This is a genomic window from Paenibacillus algorifonticola, from assembly GCF_050481745.1.
Taxonomy (GTDB): Bacteria; Bacillota; Bacilli; order Paenibacillales; family Paenibacillaceae; genus Pristimantibacillus; species Pristimantibacillus algorifonticola_A.
Map to the genome: position 1 here is coordinate 20,087 of NZ_JBCNGR010000032.1, position 18,974 is coordinate 39,060.

The 18,974-nt window shown below is 47.7% G+C and carries 22 protein-coding genes and 1 tRNA gene; 16 read left to right on the top strand and 7 right to left on the bottom strand.

Annotated elements, in window-relative coordinates; translation table 11 throughout:
* Positions 1-48 precede the first annotated feature (48 nt).
* The 4 genes from ABEW34_RS23150 (at position 49) to ABEW34_RS23165 (ending at position 3,460) form a co-directional block, all read left to right on the top strand.
* The gene (locus tag ABEW34_RS23150) at positions 49-822 is read left to right on the top strand and encodes a ParA family protein (protein ID WP_341280282.1); all 774 of its coding nucleotides are present in this window, start codon (positions 49-51) and stop codon (positions 820-822) included.
* A complete protein-coding gene (locus tag ABEW34_RS23155; protein WP_430161789.1) occupies positions 803-1,669 on the top strand; it encodes a ParB/RepB/Spo0J family partition protein in 867 nt (288 codons plus the stop codon). Before ABEW34_RS23150 ends, ABEW34_RS23155 begins: the two co-directional genes overlap by 20 nt.
* Positions 1,670-1,777: 108 nt before the next feature.
* A complete protein-coding gene (locus ABEW34_RS23160; RefSeq protein ID WP_430161791.1) occupies positions 1,778-2,950 on the top strand; it encodes an aminotransferase class V-fold PLP-dependent enzyme in 1,173 nt (390 codons plus the stop codon).
* Positions 2,951-2,977: 27 nt separating this feature from the next.
* Complete coding sequence (locus tag ABEW34_RS23165; protein WP_430161793.1) at positions 2,978-3,460, top strand: DUF4446 family protein; 483 nt, start codon at positions 2,978-2,980, stop codon at positions 3,458-3,460.
* 29 nt (positions 3,461-3,489) lie between these two features.
* Here the strand turns inward: ABEW34_RS23165 and yyaC are convergent, their stop codons facing one another.
* Positions 3,490-4,092, bottom strand: coding sequence for a spore protease YyaC (yyaC, locus tag ABEW34_RS23170; RefSeq protein ID WP_430161795.1), 603 nt, complete (start codon positions 4,090-4,092; stop codon positions 3,490-3,492).
* A 116-nt stretch (positions 4,093-4,208) separates the two neighbouring features.
* Between yyaC and ABEW34_RS23175 the strand changes: the two genes are divergently transcribed.
* The 5 genes from ABEW34_RS23175 to ABEW34_RS23195 all read left to right on the top strand — a co-directional run bounded on the left by ABEW34_RS23175 (position 4,209) and on the right by ABEW34_RS23195 (position 7,842).
* Positions 4,209-4,448: a DUF3343 domain-containing protein gene (locus tag ABEW34_RS23175; RefSeq protein ID WP_430161797.1), complete on the top strand. Its 240-nt coding sequence runs from the start codon at positions 4,209-4,211 to the stop codon at positions 4,446-4,448.
* A gap of 13 nt (positions 4,449-4,461) precedes the next feature.
* Positions 4,462-5,337 carry a mechanosensitive ion channel family protein gene (locus ABEW34_RS23180; RefSeq protein ID WP_430161799.1) on the top strand — a complete coding sequence of 292 codons (876 nt, stop codon included), beginning with the start codon at positions 4,462-4,464 and terminating at the stop codon, positions 5,335-5,337.
* Positions 5,327-5,569, top strand: coding sequence for a DUF951 domain-containing protein (locus ABEW34_RS23185; RefSeq protein WP_430161801.1), 243 nt, complete (start codon positions 5,327-5,329; stop codon positions 5,567-5,569). The genes ABEW34_RS23180 and ABEW34_RS23185 overlap by 11 nt, the downstream gene beginning before the upstream one ends.
* Positions 5,570-5,780: 211 nt before the next feature.
* Positions 5,781-7,700 carry an asparagine synthase (glutamine-hydrolyzing) gene (gene asnB, locus ABEW34_RS23190; RefSeq protein ID WP_430161803.1) on the top strand — a complete coding sequence of 640 codons (1,920 nt, stop codon included), beginning with the start codon at positions 5,781-5,783 and terminating at the stop codon, positions 7,698-7,700.
* Between the two features lie 51 nt (positions 7,701-7,751).
* A tRNA-Ser gene (locus ABEW34_RS23195) sits at positions 7,752-7,842 on the top strand.
* Positions 7,843-7,967: 125 nt separating this feature from the next.
* Here ABEW34_RS23195 and cntE read toward each other — a convergent pair.
* Together cntE and ABEW34_RS23205 are read right to left on the bottom strand one after the other, a co-directional pair.
* Complete coding sequence (gene cntE / locus ABEW34_RS23200) at positions 7,968-9,167, bottom strand: staphylopine family metallophore export MFS transporter CntE (protein ID WP_430161805.1); 1,200 nt, start codon at positions 9,165-9,167, stop codon at positions 7,968-7,970.
* Between the two features lie 513 nt (positions 9,168-9,680).
* Positions 9,681-9,863, bottom strand: coding sequence for a YjzC family protein (locus ABEW34_RS23205; RefSeq protein WP_430161807.1), 183 nt, complete (start codon positions 9,861-9,863; stop codon positions 9,681-9,683).
* Between the two features lie 259 nt (positions 9,864-10,122).
* Between ABEW34_RS23205 and rpsF the strand changes: the two genes are divergently transcribed.
* The 3 genes from rpsF to rpsR are packed head-to-tail and all read left to right on the top strand — an operon-like array spanning position 10,123 to position 11,300.
* On the top strand, positions 10,123-10,407 hold the full coding sequence (gene rpsF, locus ABEW34_RS23210; RefSeq protein WP_099517873.1) for a 30S ribosomal protein S6: 285 nt from the start codon (positions 10,123-10,125) through the stop codon (positions 10,405-10,407).
* Positions 10,408-10,445: 38 nt separating this feature from the next.
* The gene (gene ssb / locus ABEW34_RS23215; protein WP_430161809.1) at positions 10,446-10,997 is read left to right on the top strand and encodes a single-stranded DNA-binding protein; all 552 of its coding nucleotides are present in this window, start codon (positions 10,446-10,448) and stop codon (positions 10,995-10,997) included.
* 18 nt (positions 10,998-11,015) lie between these two features.
* On the top strand, positions 11,016-11,300 hold the full coding sequence (gene rpsR / locus ABEW34_RS23220; protein WP_099517875.1) for a 30S ribosomal protein S18: 285 nt from the start codon (positions 11,016-11,018) through the stop codon (positions 11,298-11,300).
* A gap of 241 nt (positions 11,301-11,541) precedes the next feature.
* Here rpsR and ABEW34_RS23225 read toward each other — a convergent pair whose 3' ends face one another.
* Both ABEW34_RS23225 and ABEW34_RS23230 read right to left on the bottom strand, forming a co-directional pair.
* The gene (locus ABEW34_RS23225) at positions 11,542-12,729 is read right to left on the bottom strand and encodes an MFS transporter (RefSeq protein WP_430161954.1); all 1,188 of its coding nucleotides are present in this window, start codon (positions 12,727-12,729) and stop codon (positions 11,542-11,544) included.
* Positions 12,730-12,796: 67 nt separating this feature from the next.
* The gene (locus ABEW34_RS23230) at positions 12,797-13,075 is read right to left on the bottom strand and encodes an ArsR/SmtB family transcription factor (RefSeq protein WP_056036077.1); all 279 of its coding nucleotides are present in this window, start codon (positions 13,073-13,075) and stop codon (positions 12,797-12,799) included.
* 177 nt (positions 13,076-13,252) lie between these two features.
* Here ABEW34_RS23230 and ABEW34_RS23235 point away from each other — a divergent pair, with 177 nt between their 5' ends.
* Both ABEW34_RS23235 and ABEW34_RS23240 read left to right on the top strand, forming a co-directional pair.
* On the top strand, positions 13,253-14,617 hold the full coding sequence (locus ABEW34_RS23235) for an MATE family efflux transporter (protein WP_430161811.1): 1,365 nt from the start codon (positions 13,253-13,255) through the stop codon (positions 14,615-14,617).
* Positions 14,618-14,630: 13 nt separating this feature from the next.
* Positions 14,631-14,930, top strand: coding sequence for a metal-sensing transcriptional repressor (locus tag ABEW34_RS23240; RefSeq protein WP_430161813.1), 300 nt, complete (start codon positions 14,631-14,633; stop codon positions 14,928-14,930).
* 90 nt (positions 14,931-15,020) lie between these two features.
* On the opposite strand, the gene modB is transcribed toward ABEW34_RS23240, so the two are convergent.
* Both modB and modA read right to left on the bottom strand, forming a co-directional pair.
* The gene (gene modB / locus ABEW34_RS23245; protein ID WP_430161814.1) at positions 15,021-15,695 is read right to left on the bottom strand and encodes a molybdate ABC transporter permease subunit; all 675 of its coding nucleotides are present in this window, start codon (positions 15,693-15,695) and stop codon (positions 15,021-15,023) included.
* A complete protein-coding gene (modA, locus tag ABEW34_RS23250; RefSeq protein ID WP_430161816.1) occupies positions 15,692-16,570 on the bottom strand; it encodes a molybdate ABC transporter substrate-binding protein in 879 nt (292 codons plus the stop codon). Before modA ends, modB begins: the two co-directional genes overlap by 4 nt.
* Before the next feature lie 183 nt (positions 16,571-16,753).
* On the opposite strand from modA, the gene ABEW34_RS23255 reads away from it, so the two are divergent.
* Entirely contained in the window at positions 16,754-17,746 is a 993-nt protein-coding gene (locus ABEW34_RS23255; RefSeq protein WP_430161818.1) for a substrate-binding domain-containing protein, read from the top strand.
* A 31-nt stretch (positions 17,747-17,777) separates the two neighbouring features.
* Positions 17,778-18,944 (top strand): AI-2E family transporter, encoded by a 1,167-nt coding sequence (locus tag ABEW34_RS23260; RefSeq protein ID WP_430161820.1) that lies wholly within the window; start codon positions 17,778-17,780, stop codon positions 18,942-18,944.
* The last annotated feature ends 30 nt before the right edge of the window (positions 18,945-18,974 follow it).

Sequence of the window (18,974 nt, forward strand, 5' to 3'; positions counted from 1 at the left end):
ATTGCTTCTTGGTTAATAGCTTTTACACAGAGTATAGAGGTGAAAGACTTGTCTAAAATTATAGCAATAGCGAATCAGAAGGGTGGCGTCGGCAAAACGACGACATCCGTTAATTTGGGTGCTTGTCTGGCGACGCTTGGCAGACGAGTGCTGCTTGTTGATATTGATCCGCAAGGCAATACGACTAGCGGAGTAGGTATTAATAAGGCAGATGTTGAAAGCTGTATTTATGATGTGCTTGTTAATGATATTGATCCACATGAAGCGATGGCGGATACGAAAATTCCTGGTTTGAAAATTATCCCTGCTACCATTCAACTTGCTGGGGCAGAGATTGAATTAGTCCCAACCATTTCCAGAGAAGTTCGATTAAAGAAAGCGCTGCATTTATTAAAGGATCAGTTTGATTATATATTAATCGACTGCCCGCCATCTTTGGGGTTATTAACGATTAATTCCTTGACTGCTGCTGATTCGGTCATTATTCCAATTCAATGTGAATATTACGCCCTGGAGGGCTTGAGTCAACTGTTGAATACGGTGAGATTGGTGCAGAAGCATTTAAACACAACGCTGCAAATTGAGGGCGTTTTGCTTACGATGCTTGATGCCAGAACGAATCTAGGTATTCAGGTTATTGAAGAAGTGAAGAAATACTTTCAACAGAAGGTATACCAGACGATTATTCCCCGTAATGTACGCTTAAGCGAAGCACCTTCTCATGGACAGGCGATCATTACGTATGATCCCAAATCGAAGGGTGCAGAAGTATATCTTGAACTGGCGAAGGAAGTGATTACGTATGAGCAAGCGGCTAGGTAGAGGTCTGGATGCGCTTATTCCATCGCTTTCGGTGAACGATGATGATAAAGTCATTGAGGTTGCAATTGCGCAATTGCGACCAAACCCTTACCAACCACGGAAAACATTTGATGAGCAGTCGATAAAAGAATTGGCCGAATCGATTAAGCAGCATGGTGTCATTCAGCCGATTATTGTTCGTACTGTAATGAAGGGCTACGAGATTATTGCGGGTGAACGTCGATTCAGAGCATCACAGCTTTGTGGCAATACGACCGTTCCGGCAGTTGTCAGATCTTTCTCAGATCAACAAGTTATGGAAATTGCGCTGATTGAAAATTTGCAGCGTGAAGACCTGAATGCAATAGAAGTGGCGATAGCTTATCAGAACCTCATGGACAAGTTCAAGCTGACCCAAGAAGAGCTTTCTATGAAAGTAGGTAAGTCCAGATCGCATATTGCTAACTTCGTGAGATTGCTAGCATTGCCAGAGTCGATTAAAGACAATGTTTCACGTGGAACAATTTCCATGGGACATGCCCGTGCGCTCGCGGGCATTAAAGATTTAAAGGTGCAGCTGGAATTGGCCGAACTCATTATTAATCAGGGCTGGAGCGTACGTGAGCTGGAGGAAGCGATTCAGAAACTGGAGTCGATTAAAGATGAGGACAGCAACGACGGCAAACAGGCCAAAGGCAAAACGAAGAAACGTGATCCTTATATTGAAAGCTTAGAGGAGTCGCTCAGAGAACGATTCAAAACAACGGTGAAAATTAAGCAGCAAAAGGATAAAGGGAAAATCGAGCTTCAATATTATAATAAACAGGACTTGGAACGGCTTCTGGAGATGCTTCAATACATGGCGTAGTCTTGATAAGATAGCATACCCGAGGTGTAATCTTTGATCCTGAAGATTAAACTAAGGTATGCTATTGTTATGAGAAGATTCGTTTGTGATGGTGGGAGTGGATGGATAATGAATACTAATGGTGAAAAAGTCATTTACTTAGATCATGCTGCAACTTCATGGCCGAAGCCTAACTCGGTTATTGATGCAGTGCATCATGCTATGCTGCATGATGCTGCTAATCCGGGGAGGGGCAGTCATCGCATGGCTGTTCGTGCGAGTCGTGTGTTGTTTGATACACGAAAGCAGCTAGCTAAGTTATTTAAGGTGAGAAACCCTAATGATATTGCTTTTGCAGGGAATACAACAGGCGCTTTGAATATGGCGATAAAAGGGTATATAAAAGAAGGCGATCATGTAGTTGCTACTGGGATTGAACATAATTCCGTAAGACGGCCGTTGGAATTTTTGAAGCAGTCTCTCGGGATAAAGGTTACCTATGTTGAGGCTGATGAACAGGGGAATATAACGGTTGATCAAGTGCGGGATGCGCTTATACCACAGACGACGCTGGTTATTGTAAGTCATAGTTCAAACTTGCTTGGAACCATTGTTCCTTTAGCTGAGATCGGCGAGCTAACCCGCCAAAGAGGTGTGAAGCTGCTAGTGGATGCTGCTCAAAGTGCGGGGATTTTGGAAATTGATGTTGAAGCAATGGGAATTGATATGCTGGCTTTCCCTGGACATAAAGGATTGCTCGGCCCACAGGGCACAGGGGGCTTGTACATCCATCCAGAGCTGGACCTTGTCCCAATGCTGCATGGAGGCACCGGAAGCCAATCTGAGGCAGCTGAGCAGCCTAGTGTGCGTCCAGATCGTTATGAAGCGGGGACTCAAAACACACCCGGTCTGGCAGGCTTGAAGGCAGGCGTAGAGTATGTTCTGAATGAGACGATTCATAAAATCCATACTAAGGAATGGGCACTTACCCAACAGATGATGGAGGGGTTATCCACGGTAGAAGGAATCAGGCTGCTTGGGCCGAAGCTTGGCGAGCAGCGGACCGGCATGGTTTCTTTTGTGGCGGATGGCGTGGATCCTTCGGAGATGTCTTTTATTTTAGACCAGCATTACCAGATTGCTGTACGTGCGGGTTTTCATTGTACGCCGCTTGCCCATGCAAGCGCAGGTACGATGGCAACAGGAGCGGTTAGAGCGAGTGTGGGTTATTTTACAACGGAGGCGGAAGTGAGTGCTCTCGTTGATGCGGTGCGTGAAATACGGACTCAATATAAAATTTGATTTGTTTCTGGGGGCGGAAAGGTTTACATGAATGATTGGATGAACAACCCTTTATATGGTTTATTGGCATTGCTGGTACTGCTGCTTTTTATTATTTTAATTTGGGTCATTTCTCTGGGGAGAAGGCTTAAAAAACTACGCAAGCAGTACGTTGAGGTTATGGGTAATACAGGTGTGGCGAATATTGAAGAAGTCGTTATTGGGTTGAAGCAGGAGATAGCCGAGCATGCAAGGCATTCGAGAGCAGTAGAGGCGCAACTGGAACAACTGGAACGGCGCCAGCTTGAGGAGAAGGGACGCTTAGGTGTTATTCGCTATAATGCGTTCTCGGAGCAAGGAAGCGACCTTAGCTTCTCCATTGCGATTGTAAATGCGGCGCAAGACGGAGTCGTCGTGTCGAGTATTCATAGCAGGGATAGCGCTTATGTGTATGCCAAGCCGTTAGAGGGTGGACAATCAGCATATCCGTTAACACCGGAAGAGCTGCAGGCAATTGCGAAAGCGAAATAATAAGGATGAGCATAAAGCTGAAGGTTGCATCATTCGGCTGAAGCGGCTTGCTCTCTAGCCTGAAGCATGACACGATTGCTGCCCATTATAGCCGAGAAAAGCCCGAAGGCAATAAGGTCAGCCATCTTGATAACAAGATGCAGCCGGGTATTTTGCAGCACGAAATATTCCATAAAACCACCCACATTCACGATGCCGGTAATATGCATATCACCGACTGGTGGGAGCTCCTTATTAACACCGGCCCCAGGGCGTACCGGACCTGTCCCGATATGAACGGAGCCAATGCTGGATACTTGTCCTAAACAAGCATCAATGCCAATGATAAATGGGTTGTAATGGTTTTGATGAATAAGTGCCAGCGTATCGGTTAGGTTCATCGCGTGAACAGGCTCTTCCAGCGTGCCGTATAAAGCAAAGTAAGGGCTGTTGTATTTTGCGAGAGAGGTCCCGATGATGGGGCCAAGCGAATCGCCCGTTGAGCGGTCGGTGCCCACGCATACGATGATGAGCGGTCTGGTGCCTGAGAGCTCATTGAGCATAAGGGAGAGGCGGTTTACGATTAACGTCATGGCGTTGGTATCGGTATGCGGAACTTTCAACGGTACATCTTTCATAAAAGAAAGTTTCATAGAATCCCTCCGTTATAGCTAATATGTTATCTAGTATATGGATAGGACAACCATTTTATACGTCATAAACCCACTGATTACGTTGTGTAAAAAGAGGGAGAGGAGAAAAGTGACTTATGTTGATTGCTTTTGATTCCACACAGCAGGCGTTGCGCGCTGAAATGCTGCTCGAATATGCGGAGATTGAAATAGATATTTGTCCGACCCCTAAAGAGATTACGGCAGGCTGCGCCTTGTCCATTCATTTTCCAGAGGATGATTTGGAGATGGTGCAGCAGGTCATTGTGTCTGAGAAGGTTGAAATTAGAGGGATTTTTAAACCTATTCATTCGGGATATGAACAAGTGAATCTGTAGGAGGAAATAGCTCTTGAAAACACTAAACATGTACAAAAACTTCATGGAGTGGTTGACGAATGTAGAGACATGGCAGCGTTTTGGCGAATCAGCGATTCGGATAGCGCTCATTATTGTTATTACGCATTTGCTTATATGGATTGTCAATAAATCAATTGATCGTATATTATCTAACAAACAAACGAGTCGGTTGCCGATGCAGGCTAGAAGGATGGTTACGGTAGGACGGCTGCTTAAAAATATCGTTATGTACGCCTGCTATCTAATTGGCGGCATGCTGTTGATGTCGGAGCTGGGCATTCAGTTGGGGCCGCTGCTCGCAGGTGCCGGAATCGTCGGTTTGGCTATTGGGTTTGGCGCACAAAGCTTAGTGAAGGACATTATTACGGGCTTCTTTATTATTTTGGAGGATCAGTTTGCCGTAGGCGATGTCATTCAAGCCGGACAGTTTAAAGGGACGGTCGAAGTTATCGGATTGCGTACAACAAGGCTGCTGAGCTGGACAGGGGAAATATTCATCATTCCAAACGGTATGATAAATGAGGTAACGAACTTCTCCTTGCGCAACTCTGTAGCTGTCGTGGACGTTGCGATCGGCTATGAGGAAGATGTAGATCGGGCGACGAGCATTATTCAAGCAACGGTAGATAAGCTGGAGGATGAAAATCTTGCGAAGCCGCCGGAGGTGCTCGGCATTCAGTTGATGGGCGCAACGGAAGTGAAAATTCGTATTATAGCGGAATGCTTGCCTAATACCCAGCATGCGCTGGCCAGGAAGATTAATTTGCAGGTGAAGAAGGCGCTGGTTGAGAACGGTATGGATACGCCGTATCCACGCATGGTTACCTATCATCGCGATGAGAGGAGCGGAGAAAGAAATGGAGCGTAAGCAATTTGAGCTTGGTGATGTTGTCCAGATGAAGAAGCAGCATCCTTGCGGTTCGAATGAAATGGAAATAATTCGAATGGGTATGGATATTCGTATTAAATGCGTAGGCTGCAAGCACAGTGTATTAATACCTCGGGCGAAGTTTGAGAAAAATATGAAAAAAGTACTTCGTTCCACCGTTTCTGCTGATGGCGGGCAAGCGCCGGCCCAGACTGAGCTGGACCCCATTTAAGATCGTTAAAGAGATGAATGATAAAAGGAATGAATGACCTCCAGCCTTATCGTTAAGGGCGATGGAGGTTTTTTGTTGTTTTCCGCCATTTTCATTGTTTACAGCTTGGAAACAAGGTGAACGTCTTTCGGATACTTTTGCTCCGTATAGTATGTTTTGACATTAGAAATACTATGTCTTAGCATCAGGAGAGAGTGGAGGAAAGAAGCCGATGTGTGGAATTTCCGGAATCATCCGATATGGCAATGGAAGTGATCCAACGGATAGGGAGATCAGCAGCATGATGGAGCAGATGGGACATCGAGGTCCTAACCAATCCGGCATACAGCTTATGGATAGAGCGGCATTAGGCTTTAACAGGCTTTCAATTGTAGATATTGAAGATGGCTCCCAGCCGATGACCAATGAAAATGGACAGGTTTGGCTTATTTTTAATGGAGAAATATATAATTATAAAGAGCTGAGACTCATGCTGCAGAGCAAGGGCCATCAGTTTCGCAATCGTAGCGATTCAGAGATCATCGTGCATCTCTATGAGGAATACGGTATAGACTGCGTGCACCATTTGAGAGGCATGTTCAGCTTTGCCATTTGGGATAGGGCGGAGCAGCGCCTGTTTGCTGCGCGGGACCATTTTGGGATAAAGCCGTTTTATTATGCGCAGGAGGAGCACCAGTTTCTTTTTTCTTCGGAATTAAAAGGGCTCCTGGCTGTAAGCGGGCAAGCGCCGAATGTGGATTATGCCAGTATGATGCACTATTTGACCTTTCAGTACGTCCCGCAGCCACAGACGATGTTTGAAGGGATTCAGAAGCTGGAGCCGGGACATTTTATGCTTGTCGATCGGGAGGGCAGGGTAACCAAGCGGCGATATTGGGAGCCTGCTTTTGAACCGGAGCAGCGGCCGATAGGCACGTTTATCGAGGAAATCAGAGCCGTGCTGTGCGATTCGGTGAAGCTGCATCGCCAAGGGGATGTACCGCTCGGCAGCTTTTTATCAGGGGGAATTGACTCGTCGGCGATTGCAGCGTTATCGATGCAGGAGCAGTTAACGAAAACGTTCTCGGTAGGCTTTGCAGGAGAGCGTAATGAAAATGAGTATGCTCGGGCAGCGGCAAACACGATTGGGTCCAAGCATTATGAGGAGGAAATCACGCCTGAGCAATTTTTTGCAAATACGCAGAAGGCCGTATGGCATATGGATGAGCCCGTTGCCGATCCATCAGCCATTGCGTTATACAGTCTTTCTCAGCTGGCCGGAAATCACGTAACGGTCGTGATGTCAGGGGAGGGGGCGGATGAGCTGTTCGGCGGTTATGGCATCTATGGCGAGCCACGCTCGTTGCGCCCAGTATCGTGGCTCCCAAACGGCATGAAGTCTCGGCTGCATCGCATGGTAGAGCGGGTTCCGCTCGCTTTTCGCGGGAAAAACTATTTGCTGCGGGGGTTCTCGCCGATTGAACAGCGTTTTTATGGAAATGCAAAGCTGTTCAATGAAGCGGACAAGCGACAAATCGCGCTGCTTAGTCCCGAGCTTTTGGAGTCGATGCAGCCCTCGGCTTCACTGACAAGCGACGTTTATTATAACAGCCGCCATCTGGATGATCTGACTCGTATGCAGCTGATTGATATGAACTTCTGGCTGCCGGGCGATATTTTGATGAAGGCGGATAAAATGAGTATGGCGCATTCGCTGGAGCTGCGCGTTCCTTTTCTCGATAAAGAGGTGTTTGAGGTGGCCCGCAAAATTCCAGCCGAGTACAAGCTGGCAAACGGCACGACCAAATACGTACTGAGGGAGGCGATGCGAGGCATTCTTCCAGAGCCGTTATTGCAGCGGCCTAAGCTCGGTTTTCCGATCCCGCTGCGCAAGTGGCTGCATGGCAAGATCGGGGATCAAATGCTGGAGCAAATTAGCCTTGTGCCGCAATGGTTTGATGTCCATGCTGCCCGTCTCATGCTGATGCAGCACCGGGAGGGCAAGGGCGATTATTCACGGAAGCTGTGGGCGCTTTATATTTTCGCAGTGTGGCACTCCACCTTTATTGGTGAATATCGCTATGGGCAAGCACACTCGCAGCCAATGAAAATAGGATCGAATCGGCTGCATGCAAACGGCATAAAAATATAAGAGGCTTTAGTTGCATCGGGTCGGCAAATATGATATGATCTTCTTATATGCGGAGAGGTACCCAAGAGGCCCAAGGGGGCTGACTCGAAATCAGCTAGGCGTGTCAAAGCGTGCGTGGGTTCGAATCCCACCTTCTCCGCCATTCTCGCACATATGCGCTGTTACGGCGATTGTAATACTATAGTGTTACCTAAGAACAAGCTGATTCCTGCTTCAAACGGGAATCAGCTTTTTTTGTTGTGCTTATTATGAAATGAAGCCAGTCACTTAAGGAGCTGGCTTCGCTTCCATCGTTTTTTTTGACAGAATAATAATGATTGCAGCTGTTACGGATAACAGGGTACAGCACGTAAACATGGCAGGGTAGGAGCTGCTTTGCAGTAGAATGCCCATGGCGAATCCGCCAAGGGAAAAACCGAGATCGTAGGACGATAAAAAAATCGCCATCAGCACATAGCGGCTTTTCTCTGGCAAAATAAAGGAAAGATAGGTCGTCAGCGTTGGATAGAGCAGCGCAACGGCGAAGCCATTAAATACGGCAGATACGTATACAAGAGCACCTACGATGTCCAGCATAGCGAGCAATTGACTCCCAAGCGCAGCAGACAGCAGCATCCCAGCCATGAGCCATGTATTCCAGCTGCCATTGGACGGGATTCTTTTGCGCAAAACAAAGCGGCAGGTGATGACGACCAGACCCTGTATCGTTAAATATACACCGGCATCCCCTGAGCCGGCTGCTAACATAAACAGCGGAAGAAAGGTCGCGGTTGCCCCAAACACGCAGGAGGCCAGCAGCATAATGATGCTGCTAATGAGCAAGGGTGGACTCGTCCAAATCGTGCCCATGGAAGCAGCCATATCGCGAAGCGTATAGGTTTTATCCTGTACAGTTCGTTCCGGAAGCGCCGCGCGGTAGAAGACGAGCAGGGGACCGACAGCTAGCACGATCATCAGCAGGGCGAATAGCAGTTGGCTGTTGCTTTGCCATATTTGTAAAGCGGCGATCGGAATAACGAGTGACGGGACCATTGTAAACAAGGTGTACATGGACAACCCCTGAGCCCGATCTTTATTATCCAAAGATTCAACAATTCCTACCTGCATGGTCATGGAGAAAAAAGCCGTGATAGCCCCCTGCAGCGCTCTGAGCCAAATGTATTGCTCCGTTCCGCTAACGGTATAAATGAGAAGAAGGACAGCATGGGCACAAAGCAGCCATTTCATAACGGAAAGAGGGCCAAAACGGCCAATTAGCTGTGCGGCAAAAGGTCTGAGGAGCATGCATGTAAACATATAGGCTCCCATAATGAAGCCGATCTCCGCCTGATTCATGAGGGCCGCCTCGCTTCGGAGCGGCAAAATAATCGTTAAAGCTGAATTGGCGGCGAAAAAGAAAAAGGCCAAAACATACAAGCGAATAAAGGAAGCAGAGGAAGGATGCTGCTTCGCCGTTGCAGAATGCAAGATAATACCCACCTTTGTGCAAATCAATTGCTGTCAATTTTAATTCAAACCCTAAATGCTAAACCTTAATTTCATACGACATACTTGATTACTTTACCATGTAACGAGAATTTTTTTTAATGAAAAAAATAAGAATACAAAAAAGGAGCTCTCGCGAGCTCCTTTTTCGGACGGTGTTTGATCGATTGAGTACATTTTCACACTACTTTGCAACAGAAACATGGGAGCAATCACTGTTCAATCAGTACCAACGTTTCCGCTGCTGCGTATTCGTTAACTGACCTGTCCATTCTTTTGGCAGGCGGCATATACCGCTTTACTTTTGGAGATGGACAAGTGTGCGTGTGTTACGGACATTGTCTTTGGCACAACCCTCCGCTTCTAAAGCTCAGTGGACAAATTCCTCTTGTAGCAGCCCTTGCACTATGAAGTCCAACGGAACCACACCTCTCTTCACACCGTCATAAATTAGAATGCCCACGCTGAGCGAAAGCTATACATGCGGCTTGAAATTTAGTGGCCCATTCGCTTCCATTTGCGTTCATGGTTCGTGTTGTCCGGGAAGCGCTCGCCTTTGCTTAGCTTCACCTTCTGCGGATTTTGAATGCCTTGGTGAAAGGAATTGACGCCATCCTCGATGTATGTGCCATCATTCGGCGCCTTATCGCCAGCGGAAAACAACGTTCCTTCGCCCATCGTAAATTACCTCCTGTATATGATGTAGATTGCCACTTAAGCAGTTATGCTGTAATGGCATAAGCCTGCAAGCAGAATTAGTTCAGCTGCCCGCTACCTTAATATGAGCCGGGGGACGGACGTTCATGAACACCAGATAACGGGAGGAAATAGAAGCTTGTTTTTGGACTATATATTTGGTATAGTTAGAGGATGCGAGTAAGAACCTCGCTCCTTGCTCCATTTATGGGGCCGTTAGTCCAAAAGGAGGTGAAACATAATGCGCAAATACGAAGTGATGTACATTGTTCGTCCTGATGTTGAGCAAGAAGCTCTTCAAGCTGTCGTTGAGAAATTTAATGGCATCATCTCCAATGGTGGAGAAGTTACGAAACAAGATGTTAGCGGTAAACGCCGTCTTGCGTATGAGATCAACAAGATTCGTGAGGGATACTACGTTCTGGTTCATTTCAACGGAACTACGGAAGTCGTTAACGAACTTGACCGTATCCTGAAGATTACGGATGAAATTATCCGCTTCTTGGTCGTCAGAGACGTAGCTTAGTTGAAGCCAAGGATTGATCGATTGGGAGGTCAGAGACGATGTTGAATCGTGTAATACTTATTGGTAGATTGACGAGAGATCCAGAATTGCGTTACACGCCTGCTGGCGTTGCAGTAGCGCAATTTACAATAGCAGTTGACCGTCCATTTACGAGCGGTCAGGGCGAGCGTGAAGCGGATTTCATTCCGGTAGTCACGTGGCGTCAGCTAGCCGAGACATGCGCCAACTACTTGCGCAAAGGCCGCTTAACGGCGGTTGAAGGTCGCATTCAGGTTCGGAACTACGAGAACAACGAAGGCAAGCGCGTCTATGTGACGGAAGTAATCGCTGACAACGTCCGTTTCTTGGAATCCAACAAGGATGCGGGCGGAGCGCGTGAAGAGAGCGGTGCCATGGGCGGCGGAGGCGGTTCTTTCGGAGGCGGTTCTTCCTACGGTAACGGTGGAGGAGGCGGAGGCGGCTATAACAGCAACAACAACAGTAATAACAATAGCGGCCGCTCCAGTAACAACTCACGTAACGACAACCGTGATCCGTTCTCGGATGATGGTCGACCGATCGATATATCTGAGGATGATTTGCCATTTTAATTGAAAGGATGGATTCGAATGAGCTTTAAGCCAAGAGATGGCGGAGACGGAGAGCGTCCAGAACGCAAATTCGGCGGCCGCAAAGGCGGACGTAACAAACGCCGTAAAGTTTGCTTCTTCACCGTGAACAAAATCACTAAAGTTGATTATAAAGACACGGACCTGCTTAAAAAGTTTATCAGCGAGCGCGGCAAAATTTTGCCACGTCGTGTAACTGGAACAAGCGCGAAGTACCAACGCCTGCTGACTGTTGCGATCAAACGTTCGCGTCAAGTAGCATTGCTGCCGTACACTACAGAATAGATTTTTCTATTCGAAAGAAGCCTGCCCGAGATTCGTCTCGGCAGGCTTTTTTTTATGCTTATTTACGATTACTGATTCGAGCAAGTTGAAAAACAACAAAAAATAGACCCACAGCGTGGGTCTAAACATTTATATTAATTAAAAGGGGGGTTGAGTACTAGTATAGAGGTTGTTTATTAAAGCAAGATGAAGAGAACTTTGCAAATACATTACTAATCATTGCAAGTCATTTCACTTCAACTCAAGTCTGTGGAGTGACACTAGGAACGGATGCTGGCTCGCGGTTGCTGGTCAGCTTGCGTGAAAGGACTATCAGAATCACAGCGAGCATCACGCCGAATGCGCCAATCCACGTAATGCTAGGCAAGGAAACTTTGGCGACGATTAGTCCGCCTGCGCTTGCCCCAACTGCCATAGCGAGCTGCAGCACAGAAGTGTTCAGGCTCAGCATAATGCTCGATGCGTTTGGAGCAAGCGTCAGCAAATTGTATTGCTGTGTAGGCCCGGATGACCAAGCAGCAAATGACCACAGCATAAGCAGCGGGAAAACAATCGCCGAGGAGCTGGCACTGAAGGAAATGAGCAGCAGGGCAGCGGTATGAACGAGCATGCCTCCCATTAACGTACGCTTCACGCCCCATTTATCTGTGCTGTAGCCGCCTAGCTTGGAGCCGATCAGGCTGGCTATCCCAAATCCGAATAAGGCAATGCTTAGTGTATTTTCGCTCATAGTGGTCACTTGCAGGAGGTAGGGCGATATATACGTATAGGGAATAGAGTAGCCAACTATCCATAGAAAAGTGACGCCTAAAGCAGCAGCAATTTTTGGTGTTTTGAGCAAGGCTAGCTGCTCTCGCAGCGGTACAGAAGGCTCGCCATCGTATCGCGGAATGGCAAACACAATCATGATGATGGCAAGCAGTCCGAGCACGCCAATGCCACCGAAGACGCTTTTCCAGTCATAAGAAGCGGCTACCATACGGCCGATCGGAATACCGATGATAAGCGCGGCAGTAAACCCGGTGACGACAGTGGCGATCGCACTGGCCTGTTTGCCGGGCGCGGCCATTTTTGCAGCAAGCGTTAGTGAGGTTACGACGACGACGCCTGCTCCAAGCGCCATAATGATGCGCGCAGCGACGAACAAGCCGAAGCCTGGCAGAGCAATGGCAAGCAAGTTGCCAAGCACAAAGACAACCATCGCATAAAGCAGCAGCTTGCGCCGTTCAATCCGTCCCGTCAAGGCCATCAGAATAGGTGTGCCCAGCGCGTAAGTAAGCGAGAAAAAGGTAATGAGCTGGCCAGCGGCACTGACCGATACGCCAATATCCTCCGAAATTTTATCCAATATCCCCGCAATGACATACTCCGACGTTCCAACCAAAAAACTAATTAAGGCAAGCAAATAAATTTTCAATGTGTTCGACAGCATAGTGATAGTCCTCTCTACTTATAATTTTATATTTCTAAAAATATAGAAATATAAACTAAAAAAATTACGCCAGCAAATAAGGAGCGTATTTCTGTATAACGTCCATATCCGGGCTGTAGTAAATAAACGTGCCTTCCTTGCGCATTTTTAACAGGCCGCATTCTGACAGCTGCTTCAAATGATGGGAAAGCGTAGAGCTTGCAACCATCTCTAATTGCTGTCCAAGCGTACTGCAGCACTGATCAGGCTGCTTGGCAAGCAGTTGGGCGATTTTGAAGCGGGTCGGTTCTCCGAGCGCTTTATAAACTTTAACGGCTGCTTGAATGGCTTCCTGCTCCTCCATGCGTAGTCCCTCCTCCATTGCTATTTCTATATCTGTAGAAATAAGGCTAACATACTGGCCCCTGATTAGTAAAGCTTTAATTTCAGGATAGGCTGAGATGAGATTTTCTTTGCAATATCCCCCATGGGGGGATATGATGAGGGAACTAAGCTTAAACAATCAGGAGGCTAGGATGCGATGCTGGAAGCTCATCAGGCCGGAATGACAACACGGCGGCAAAAAATAAAAATTATATTGGCGCTTGCTGTGCCGACAATGATTGAGAACTTTTTGCTAACGATAGTTGGATTTATCGATACATTATTTGTTTCTAGAATCGGTCTGAATGAAGTAGCTGCCGTTGGGGTGGGCAACACGGTTATAGCGGTCTATATTGCGCTATTTACGGCTTTAGGAATTGGCACCTCTTCACTAATAGCCAGAGCAGTAGGCGCTGGGGATTTCACTAAAGCTAAAGCCATTGCCAGGCAGTCGACATGGATATCGGCGTTTACAGGCTTAGCATTAGGCATTGTAAGCTTATTTTTTGCGGAGTCCATTTTGCGTTTAATGGGGGCAGCTCCAGATGTTCTGGCACAGGGGGTAATTTATTTTCAAATTGTTGCGGTGCCTTCCTTGTTTATATCGCTTATGGCGATCTTCGGCAGCATTTTGCGTTCTGCGGGCAATACAAGAGCGCCGATGATTGTTGGCATATGGGTGAATCTCATTCATATCGCATTGGATTATGTACTCATATTCGGCATTGGGGGCTGGGAAGGCTGGGGAATTGCCGGAGCAGGCTGGGCGACGTCCATAGTCCGCATTATTGGAACAGTGGTGTTGTACAAATACATACAGCAATCGAAGCTTTCTTTTTCCCTATTGAAAAAACAATCTGCGCAGAGCTATACGTATCCGCTTTTAACCTTATCGTTGCCGACGGCCGCAGAACGGCTGATTATGCGTGTCGGACAAATGTTTTATTTGGGGCTTGTTATCCGGATTAGTACCGAAGTATATGCTGCGCATTTAATAGGAGGCAATGTGATTGCGCTGTCTTATCTGCCTGGTTATGGCTTGGCAGTAGCAGCTACAACGTTGGTTGGCCAGCAATTGGGGGCGGGGCGAACGCGGGATGGCTATGAATATGGGCTGCTGACGGCATGGATAGCCGTAGTATTTATGACCATAATCGGCATCATATTCTGGCTTGGCTCAGGAATAGCGGCAAGCTGGTTTACGGACGACATCGTCATCGTAGAAATGGTCCGTACTGCGCTCGGCATTGATGCGTTTGCCCAGCCTTTTCTGGCGATGAGTCTAGTCCTTGCAGGAGCTCTTCAAGGGGCAGGCGACACGAAGAGTCCAATGTATAGTACAATCATTGGTATATGGGGAATCCGAGTGATCGGCATTTATGTGCTGTGCTTGCATTTTCAGATGGGCATCGCAGGCGTCTGGCTGGTCAGCGCGATAGATCAACTGATGCGCTCCGTTTATTTGATGCAGCGCTTCAAGTCTCGGATGAATGCGAAACAGACGATCGCTCAAGGCGAGTAGAGGAGGATGTGCATTGGAGCAGGATCATATACACACGCATACACATACGCATGAGCATAAGCATCGCAAACAAATTATTAATCGATTGGCCCGTATTGAGGGGCATGTTCGATCCGTGAAGGAAATGACGGCTGACGGGCGTGACTGCTCTGATATTTTGCTGCAGATTGCAGCGGTGCGCAAGGCGCTCGATAATGCGGCCAAGCTGCTGCTGAAGGATCATCTGGAGAGCTGTGTGGTGGATGCCATTCACCATGGGGAGAAGAAAACGCTGGAGGATTTGAATAAGGCGCTGGAGCATTTTATACGCTAGATAAAGCTTGCTGCAAAAGGTAAAAAAACAAGCCGTGTTTCTCTGCTGCAGAGAAGCACGGCTTGTTCTATGCTTGTTTATTCTATACGGCTACTCGGTCTTCCTGCGGGTGAGCGCCAGCATAAGGAAGGAAATCAGAACGATGGCAATCGTCCATGCCCAAGCCATCGCCATGTTGCCGCCGTCTACAGCGACGTAGATCGCGGTTGGCACCGTCTGGGTAACACCCGGAATATTGCCAGCAATCATGAGTGTTGCACCGAACTCGCCGAGCGCTCTGGCGAAGCCGAGTATATAAGCGCTGATGAGAGAAGGCCATACAAGCGGCAGCGTAATGTAGTGAAAAACCTGCCATTCATTGCCGCCCATGGAGCGGCCCGCATCCTCTAGATTACGATCTACCCCTGAGAAGCCAACCTTCATCGTCTGGTAGACGAGGGGGAAGGCAACGACTATGGAGGCGATAACCGCAGCCCACCAGGTGAAAATGACCGGAGCATGAAACACCCATTCGATCATCTTGCCCATCCACCCTCTGCGGCCGAGCAGCACAAGCAGCAGAAAACCTACGACCGTCGGCGGCAGTACAAGCGGCAGCATAAATAGCGTCTCCAGCAGCAGCTTGCCTTTGAACTTTGCTTTTGACATCCATCTTGCAATAAGGACTCCAAGCAAAAGGGTTACGACACTCGATAGTAAGGCAACCTGTAGAGAAAGCCGGATCGGCGTCCAAAATGCGGGCCAATCTATGTCTGCCCCAATCATTTCGCCGCGGAGAACCCGTATTTAGTGAATACGTTCATGGCATCTTCGGTTTGCAGGTAAGCGTAAAAAGCTTCCGCTTCACTTTGATGCTTCGTTTCTTTCACAATACCGATTGGATATACAATTGGCGTATAAGTTGCTGGATCAACAGCAGCGGCGATTGTCACTTTATCGGAAGTCAAAGCATCTGTGCGATAGACGAAACCAGCGTCTACATTTCCTGTTTCTACATATTGCAGCACTTGGCGCACATCTTTCGCTTGGACAAGCTTGGATTGCAGGCTGTCCCACAGCTTAGCGTTCGTTAAAGCTTCCATTGCATAGTTGCCAGCAGGCACGCTCTCTGGAATACCGATTGCGATTTTGCCAAGGGTATCTTGACTGAGATCGGCAATAGCGGCTACTTTTACTTTGCTGTCAGTTCCCATTACAATAACGAGTTCGTTAGCCAGAAGTTTCATTTGCTGGTCTTCCGCAATAAACCCTCCTTCAACGAGTGCTTTCAGGTTTTTGGAAGAAGCAGAGAGGAACAGGTCAGCCGGAGCGCCTTGTTCAATTTGCTGCTGCAATGCGCCGGATGCACCGAAGTTGAAGTTTAAGGTGATGGATGAATTCGCAGCTTCATAGGCTTGCTTGAGTTCTTGAAGGGCATCGGTCAAGCTGGCAGCAGCAGAGATCGTTAAATCTACTTTCTCGGCAGGTGCAGGAGCTTCGCTCGCTTGCGGCGATGCCGATTCTACAACAGCAGCGCTAGGACTGCTTGTGCTTGTGTCTGAGGCAGCCGTTCCAGTATTGTTCGCCCCACACGCCGAGCATACAAGCAGCACAGCCAACATGAAAAATAGTACAGCAGGTTTCTTGAAAGGTGTAAGCATAAACTCTCCTCCAAATATAGTTTATTATATCTACTTATAACTAAATATCATTATAAACTGGTGACAATTCGACTGTAAAGTGAGATGGGAGGTTTGAAATAGATTATGCTACAATTAAAGGTATGAAAATAATAACCGAATTCAACCTGCGACCTGGGCTGAAAGAGGCTAAGGAGATCCCATATGTCCGCTGACATCTCATATACAACTGAAGAAATTGCCAAGCTTCTAAAGATTTCCAAACTAACCGTATACGATCTGATTAAAAAAGGAGACCTGCCCTCCTACCGGGTAGGCAAGCAGATGCGAATTGACGCTTCCGATCTGGAAGCTTACAAGCTGCGGGCAAAAGGCCTCCAAGCCAGTGCGCCTGCCGGCAAGTCAACGGCTCCCCAGCAGCAAGGGGCTCCATACGCGAACGCGCTGGATTTATCGGACAGAAACGCTGCCTTGTCCACTGCTGGCGGGGGACGCCCAATCGTTATTACCGGACAAGATATGAGCCTGGATATTTTGGCCAAGCATATCGAGCGGGAGGGACTCGGCTTGCGCCCGCTGCGCTCCTATGTCGGCAGCATGGACAGCCTGATATCGATGTATAGAGGAGAATCAGATATCGTCAGCACGCACTTGCTGGATGGCGATACAGGGGAATATAACGTTCCCTATATTCGTAAACTATTGATTGGGGCGCCTTATATCGTTGTTCATATGCTGACGAGGAGTGCAGGGTTGTTCGTGCAGCAGGGCAATCCGCTTAAGCTGGCAAGCTGGGCCGATTTGGCGAAGCCAGGACTTCGCCTCATTAATCGGGAGCGCGGAGCCGGTGCGCGCGTGCTGCTGGATGAGCAGCTTCGACTGCACGGTATTCCGGCAGCTTCAATAATGGGCTATGACCAGGAGCAGACGAATCATCTTGGAGTAGCGGCGCAGGTTGCGTCAGGTGAGGCTGATGTGGGTATTGGAACGGAGAGGGCTGCAGCGATCGTCTCCCGCCTTACCTATATTCCACTCATTCAGGAGCAATACGACCTGGTTATGCTGAAGAAGCCGGACAATCAACTATTCATTGATGCGGTTATTCGCATTTTACGGTCGCAAAGCTTCAAGCAGGAGCTGGGAGCCATTGAAGGGTATGACTTGACCCATACGGGGGAAATCGTTGCAGAAAGCTGAGAACATCATAAGCGGGAAGAAGGAACAGCGGATGGACCATTTTAAAACAGGAAAAGAACGATTTGTACAGTTTATTTTAAATAATAAATTCGTCATATTTTTGCTCGTGCTGCTTCTGGTTAGTGTGAATATTTTTGTGATGAGCAAAATCTCCTACGTATTCACGCCGCTCGCTGTATTGTTCAAGACGGTGCTGCTGCCGATTATTTTGGCGGGTGTAGCTTATTATTTGCTGAATCCGATTGTAGATTATTTGGAGACGAAGAAGGCTCCGCGTATTTATTCCATCTTTGTGATTTTTGCGGTTATTTTAGGGCTGCTTACGATTTTGCTGACGGTGGTCATTCCGCTTGTAACCACACAAATCGTCAGTCTGGTCGATAATTTGCCGGGTTATGGGGATCAGCTGCGAACGAAGTTTGATGAGCTGATGCACAGCGGCGATCTGCGGGATATTGAGCGGTGGCTCAATGTAAACCCGTCGGATTTGAGCGGCAATATTACGAAGCGGGCGACTGAACTGCTGAATGGCGTATGGCAAAGTTTAGGTTCATTCGTGGGGGCGCTTAAAGATGTTGTGCTTGCGGTTATTACACTGCCATTTATTCTGTTCTATCTATTAAAAGATGGCAAAAGACTGCCGGAATATATTGCTACCATATTGCCAACGAACATGAGAACGCACACGAAGCGCATTATGGGTGAAATGAACGGACAAATCAGCAGTTACATAAGAGGGCAAATTATTGTAAGCTTCTGTATTGGAGTGCTGCTGTATATCGGATATTTGATCATTGGGCTTGAATATTCGCTGGTGCTGGCGCTGATTGCCGCATGTACAGCTATTATTCCATATCTGGGCCCAGCTATTGCGATTACGCCAGCGCTCATTGTCGCGATGGTAACCTCGCCCGTTATGCTGCTGAAAATGCTTGTGATCTGGACGATTGTCCAGCTTATCGAAGGGAAGTTTATTTCTCCTCAAATTATGGGAAAAAGCATGCATATTCATCCCATTACGATTATTTTCGTCATTTTGACCGCTGGAAATTTGTTTGGCTTGGCGGGCATTATTTTAGCCGTTCCAGGTTATGCGGTGCTGAAAGTTATTGCGACGAATTTCTTTCATTGGCTGCAGGCGCGTTCGCCGCTTTACGCAGCGGAGGAAGTGAATGCGGATAATGATTTTAAGCTATAATATAAGCATTATAAAACGAAGGGCTGCTTG

Coding starts and splice junctions, on each gene's coding strand:
- ABEW34_RS23155 (WP_430161789.1), top strand. CDS start 803: ATGAGCAAGCGGCTAGGTAGAGGTCTGGATGCGCTTATTCCATCGCTT.
- ABEW34_RS23160 (WP_430161791.1), top strand. CDS start 1,778: ATGAATACTAATGGTGAAAAAGTCATTTACTTAGATCATGCTGCAACT.
- ABEW34_RS23165 (WP_430161793.1), top strand. CDS start 2,978: ATGAATGATTGGATGAACAACCCTTTATATGGTTTATTGGCATTGCTG.
- yyaC (WP_430161795.1), bottom strand. CDS start 4,092: ATGAAACTTTCTTTTATGAAAGATGTACCGTTGAAAGTTCCGCATACC.
- ABEW34_RS23175 (WP_430161797.1), top strand. CDS start 4,209: ATGTTGATTGCTTTTGATTCCACACAGCAGGCGTTGCGCGCTGAAATG.
- ABEW34_RS23185 (WP_430161801.1), top strand. CDS start 5,327: ATGGAGCGTAAGCAATTTGAGCTTGGTGATGTTGTCCAGATGAAGAAG.
- asnB (WP_430161803.1), top strand. CDS start 5,781: ATGTGTGGAATTTCCGGAATCATCCGATATGGCAATGGAAGTGATCCA.
- ABEW34_RS23205 (WP_430161807.1), bottom strand. CDS start 9,863: ATGGGCGAAGGAACGTTGTTTTCCGCTGGCGATAAGGCGCCGAATGAT.
- rpsF (WP_099517873.1), top strand. CDS start 10,123: ATGCGCAAATACGAAGTGATGTACATTGTTCGTCCTGATGTTGAGCAA.
- ssb (WP_430161809.1), top strand. CDS start 10,446: ATGTTGAATCGTGTAATACTTATTGGTAGATTGACGAGAGATCCAGAA.
- rpsR (WP_099517875.1), top strand. CDS start 11,016: ATGAGCTTTAAGCCAAGAGATGGCGGAGACGGAGAGCGTCCAGAACGC.
- ABEW34_RS23230 (WP_056036077.1), bottom strand. CDS start 13,075: ATGGAGGAGCAGGAAGCCATTCAAGCAGCCGTTAAAGTTTATAAAGCG.
- ABEW34_RS23235 (WP_430161811.1), top strand. CDS start 13,253: ATGCTGGAAGCTCATCAGGCCGGAATGACAACACGGCGGCAAAAAATA.
- modB (WP_430161814.1), bottom strand. CDS start 15,695: ATGATTGGGGCAGACATAGATTGGCCCGCATTTTGGACGCCGATCCGG.
- modA (WP_430161816.1), bottom strand. CDS start 16,570: ATGCTTACACCTTTCAAGAAACCTGCTGTACTATTTTTCATGTTGGCT.
- ABEW34_RS23255 (WP_430161818.1), top strand. CDS start 16,754: ATGTCCGCTGACATCTCATATACAACTGAAGAAATTGCCAAGCTTCTA.
- ABEW34_RS23260 (WP_430161820.1), top strand. CDS start 17,778: ATGGACCATTTTAAAACAGGAAAAGAACGATTTGTACAGTTTATTTTA.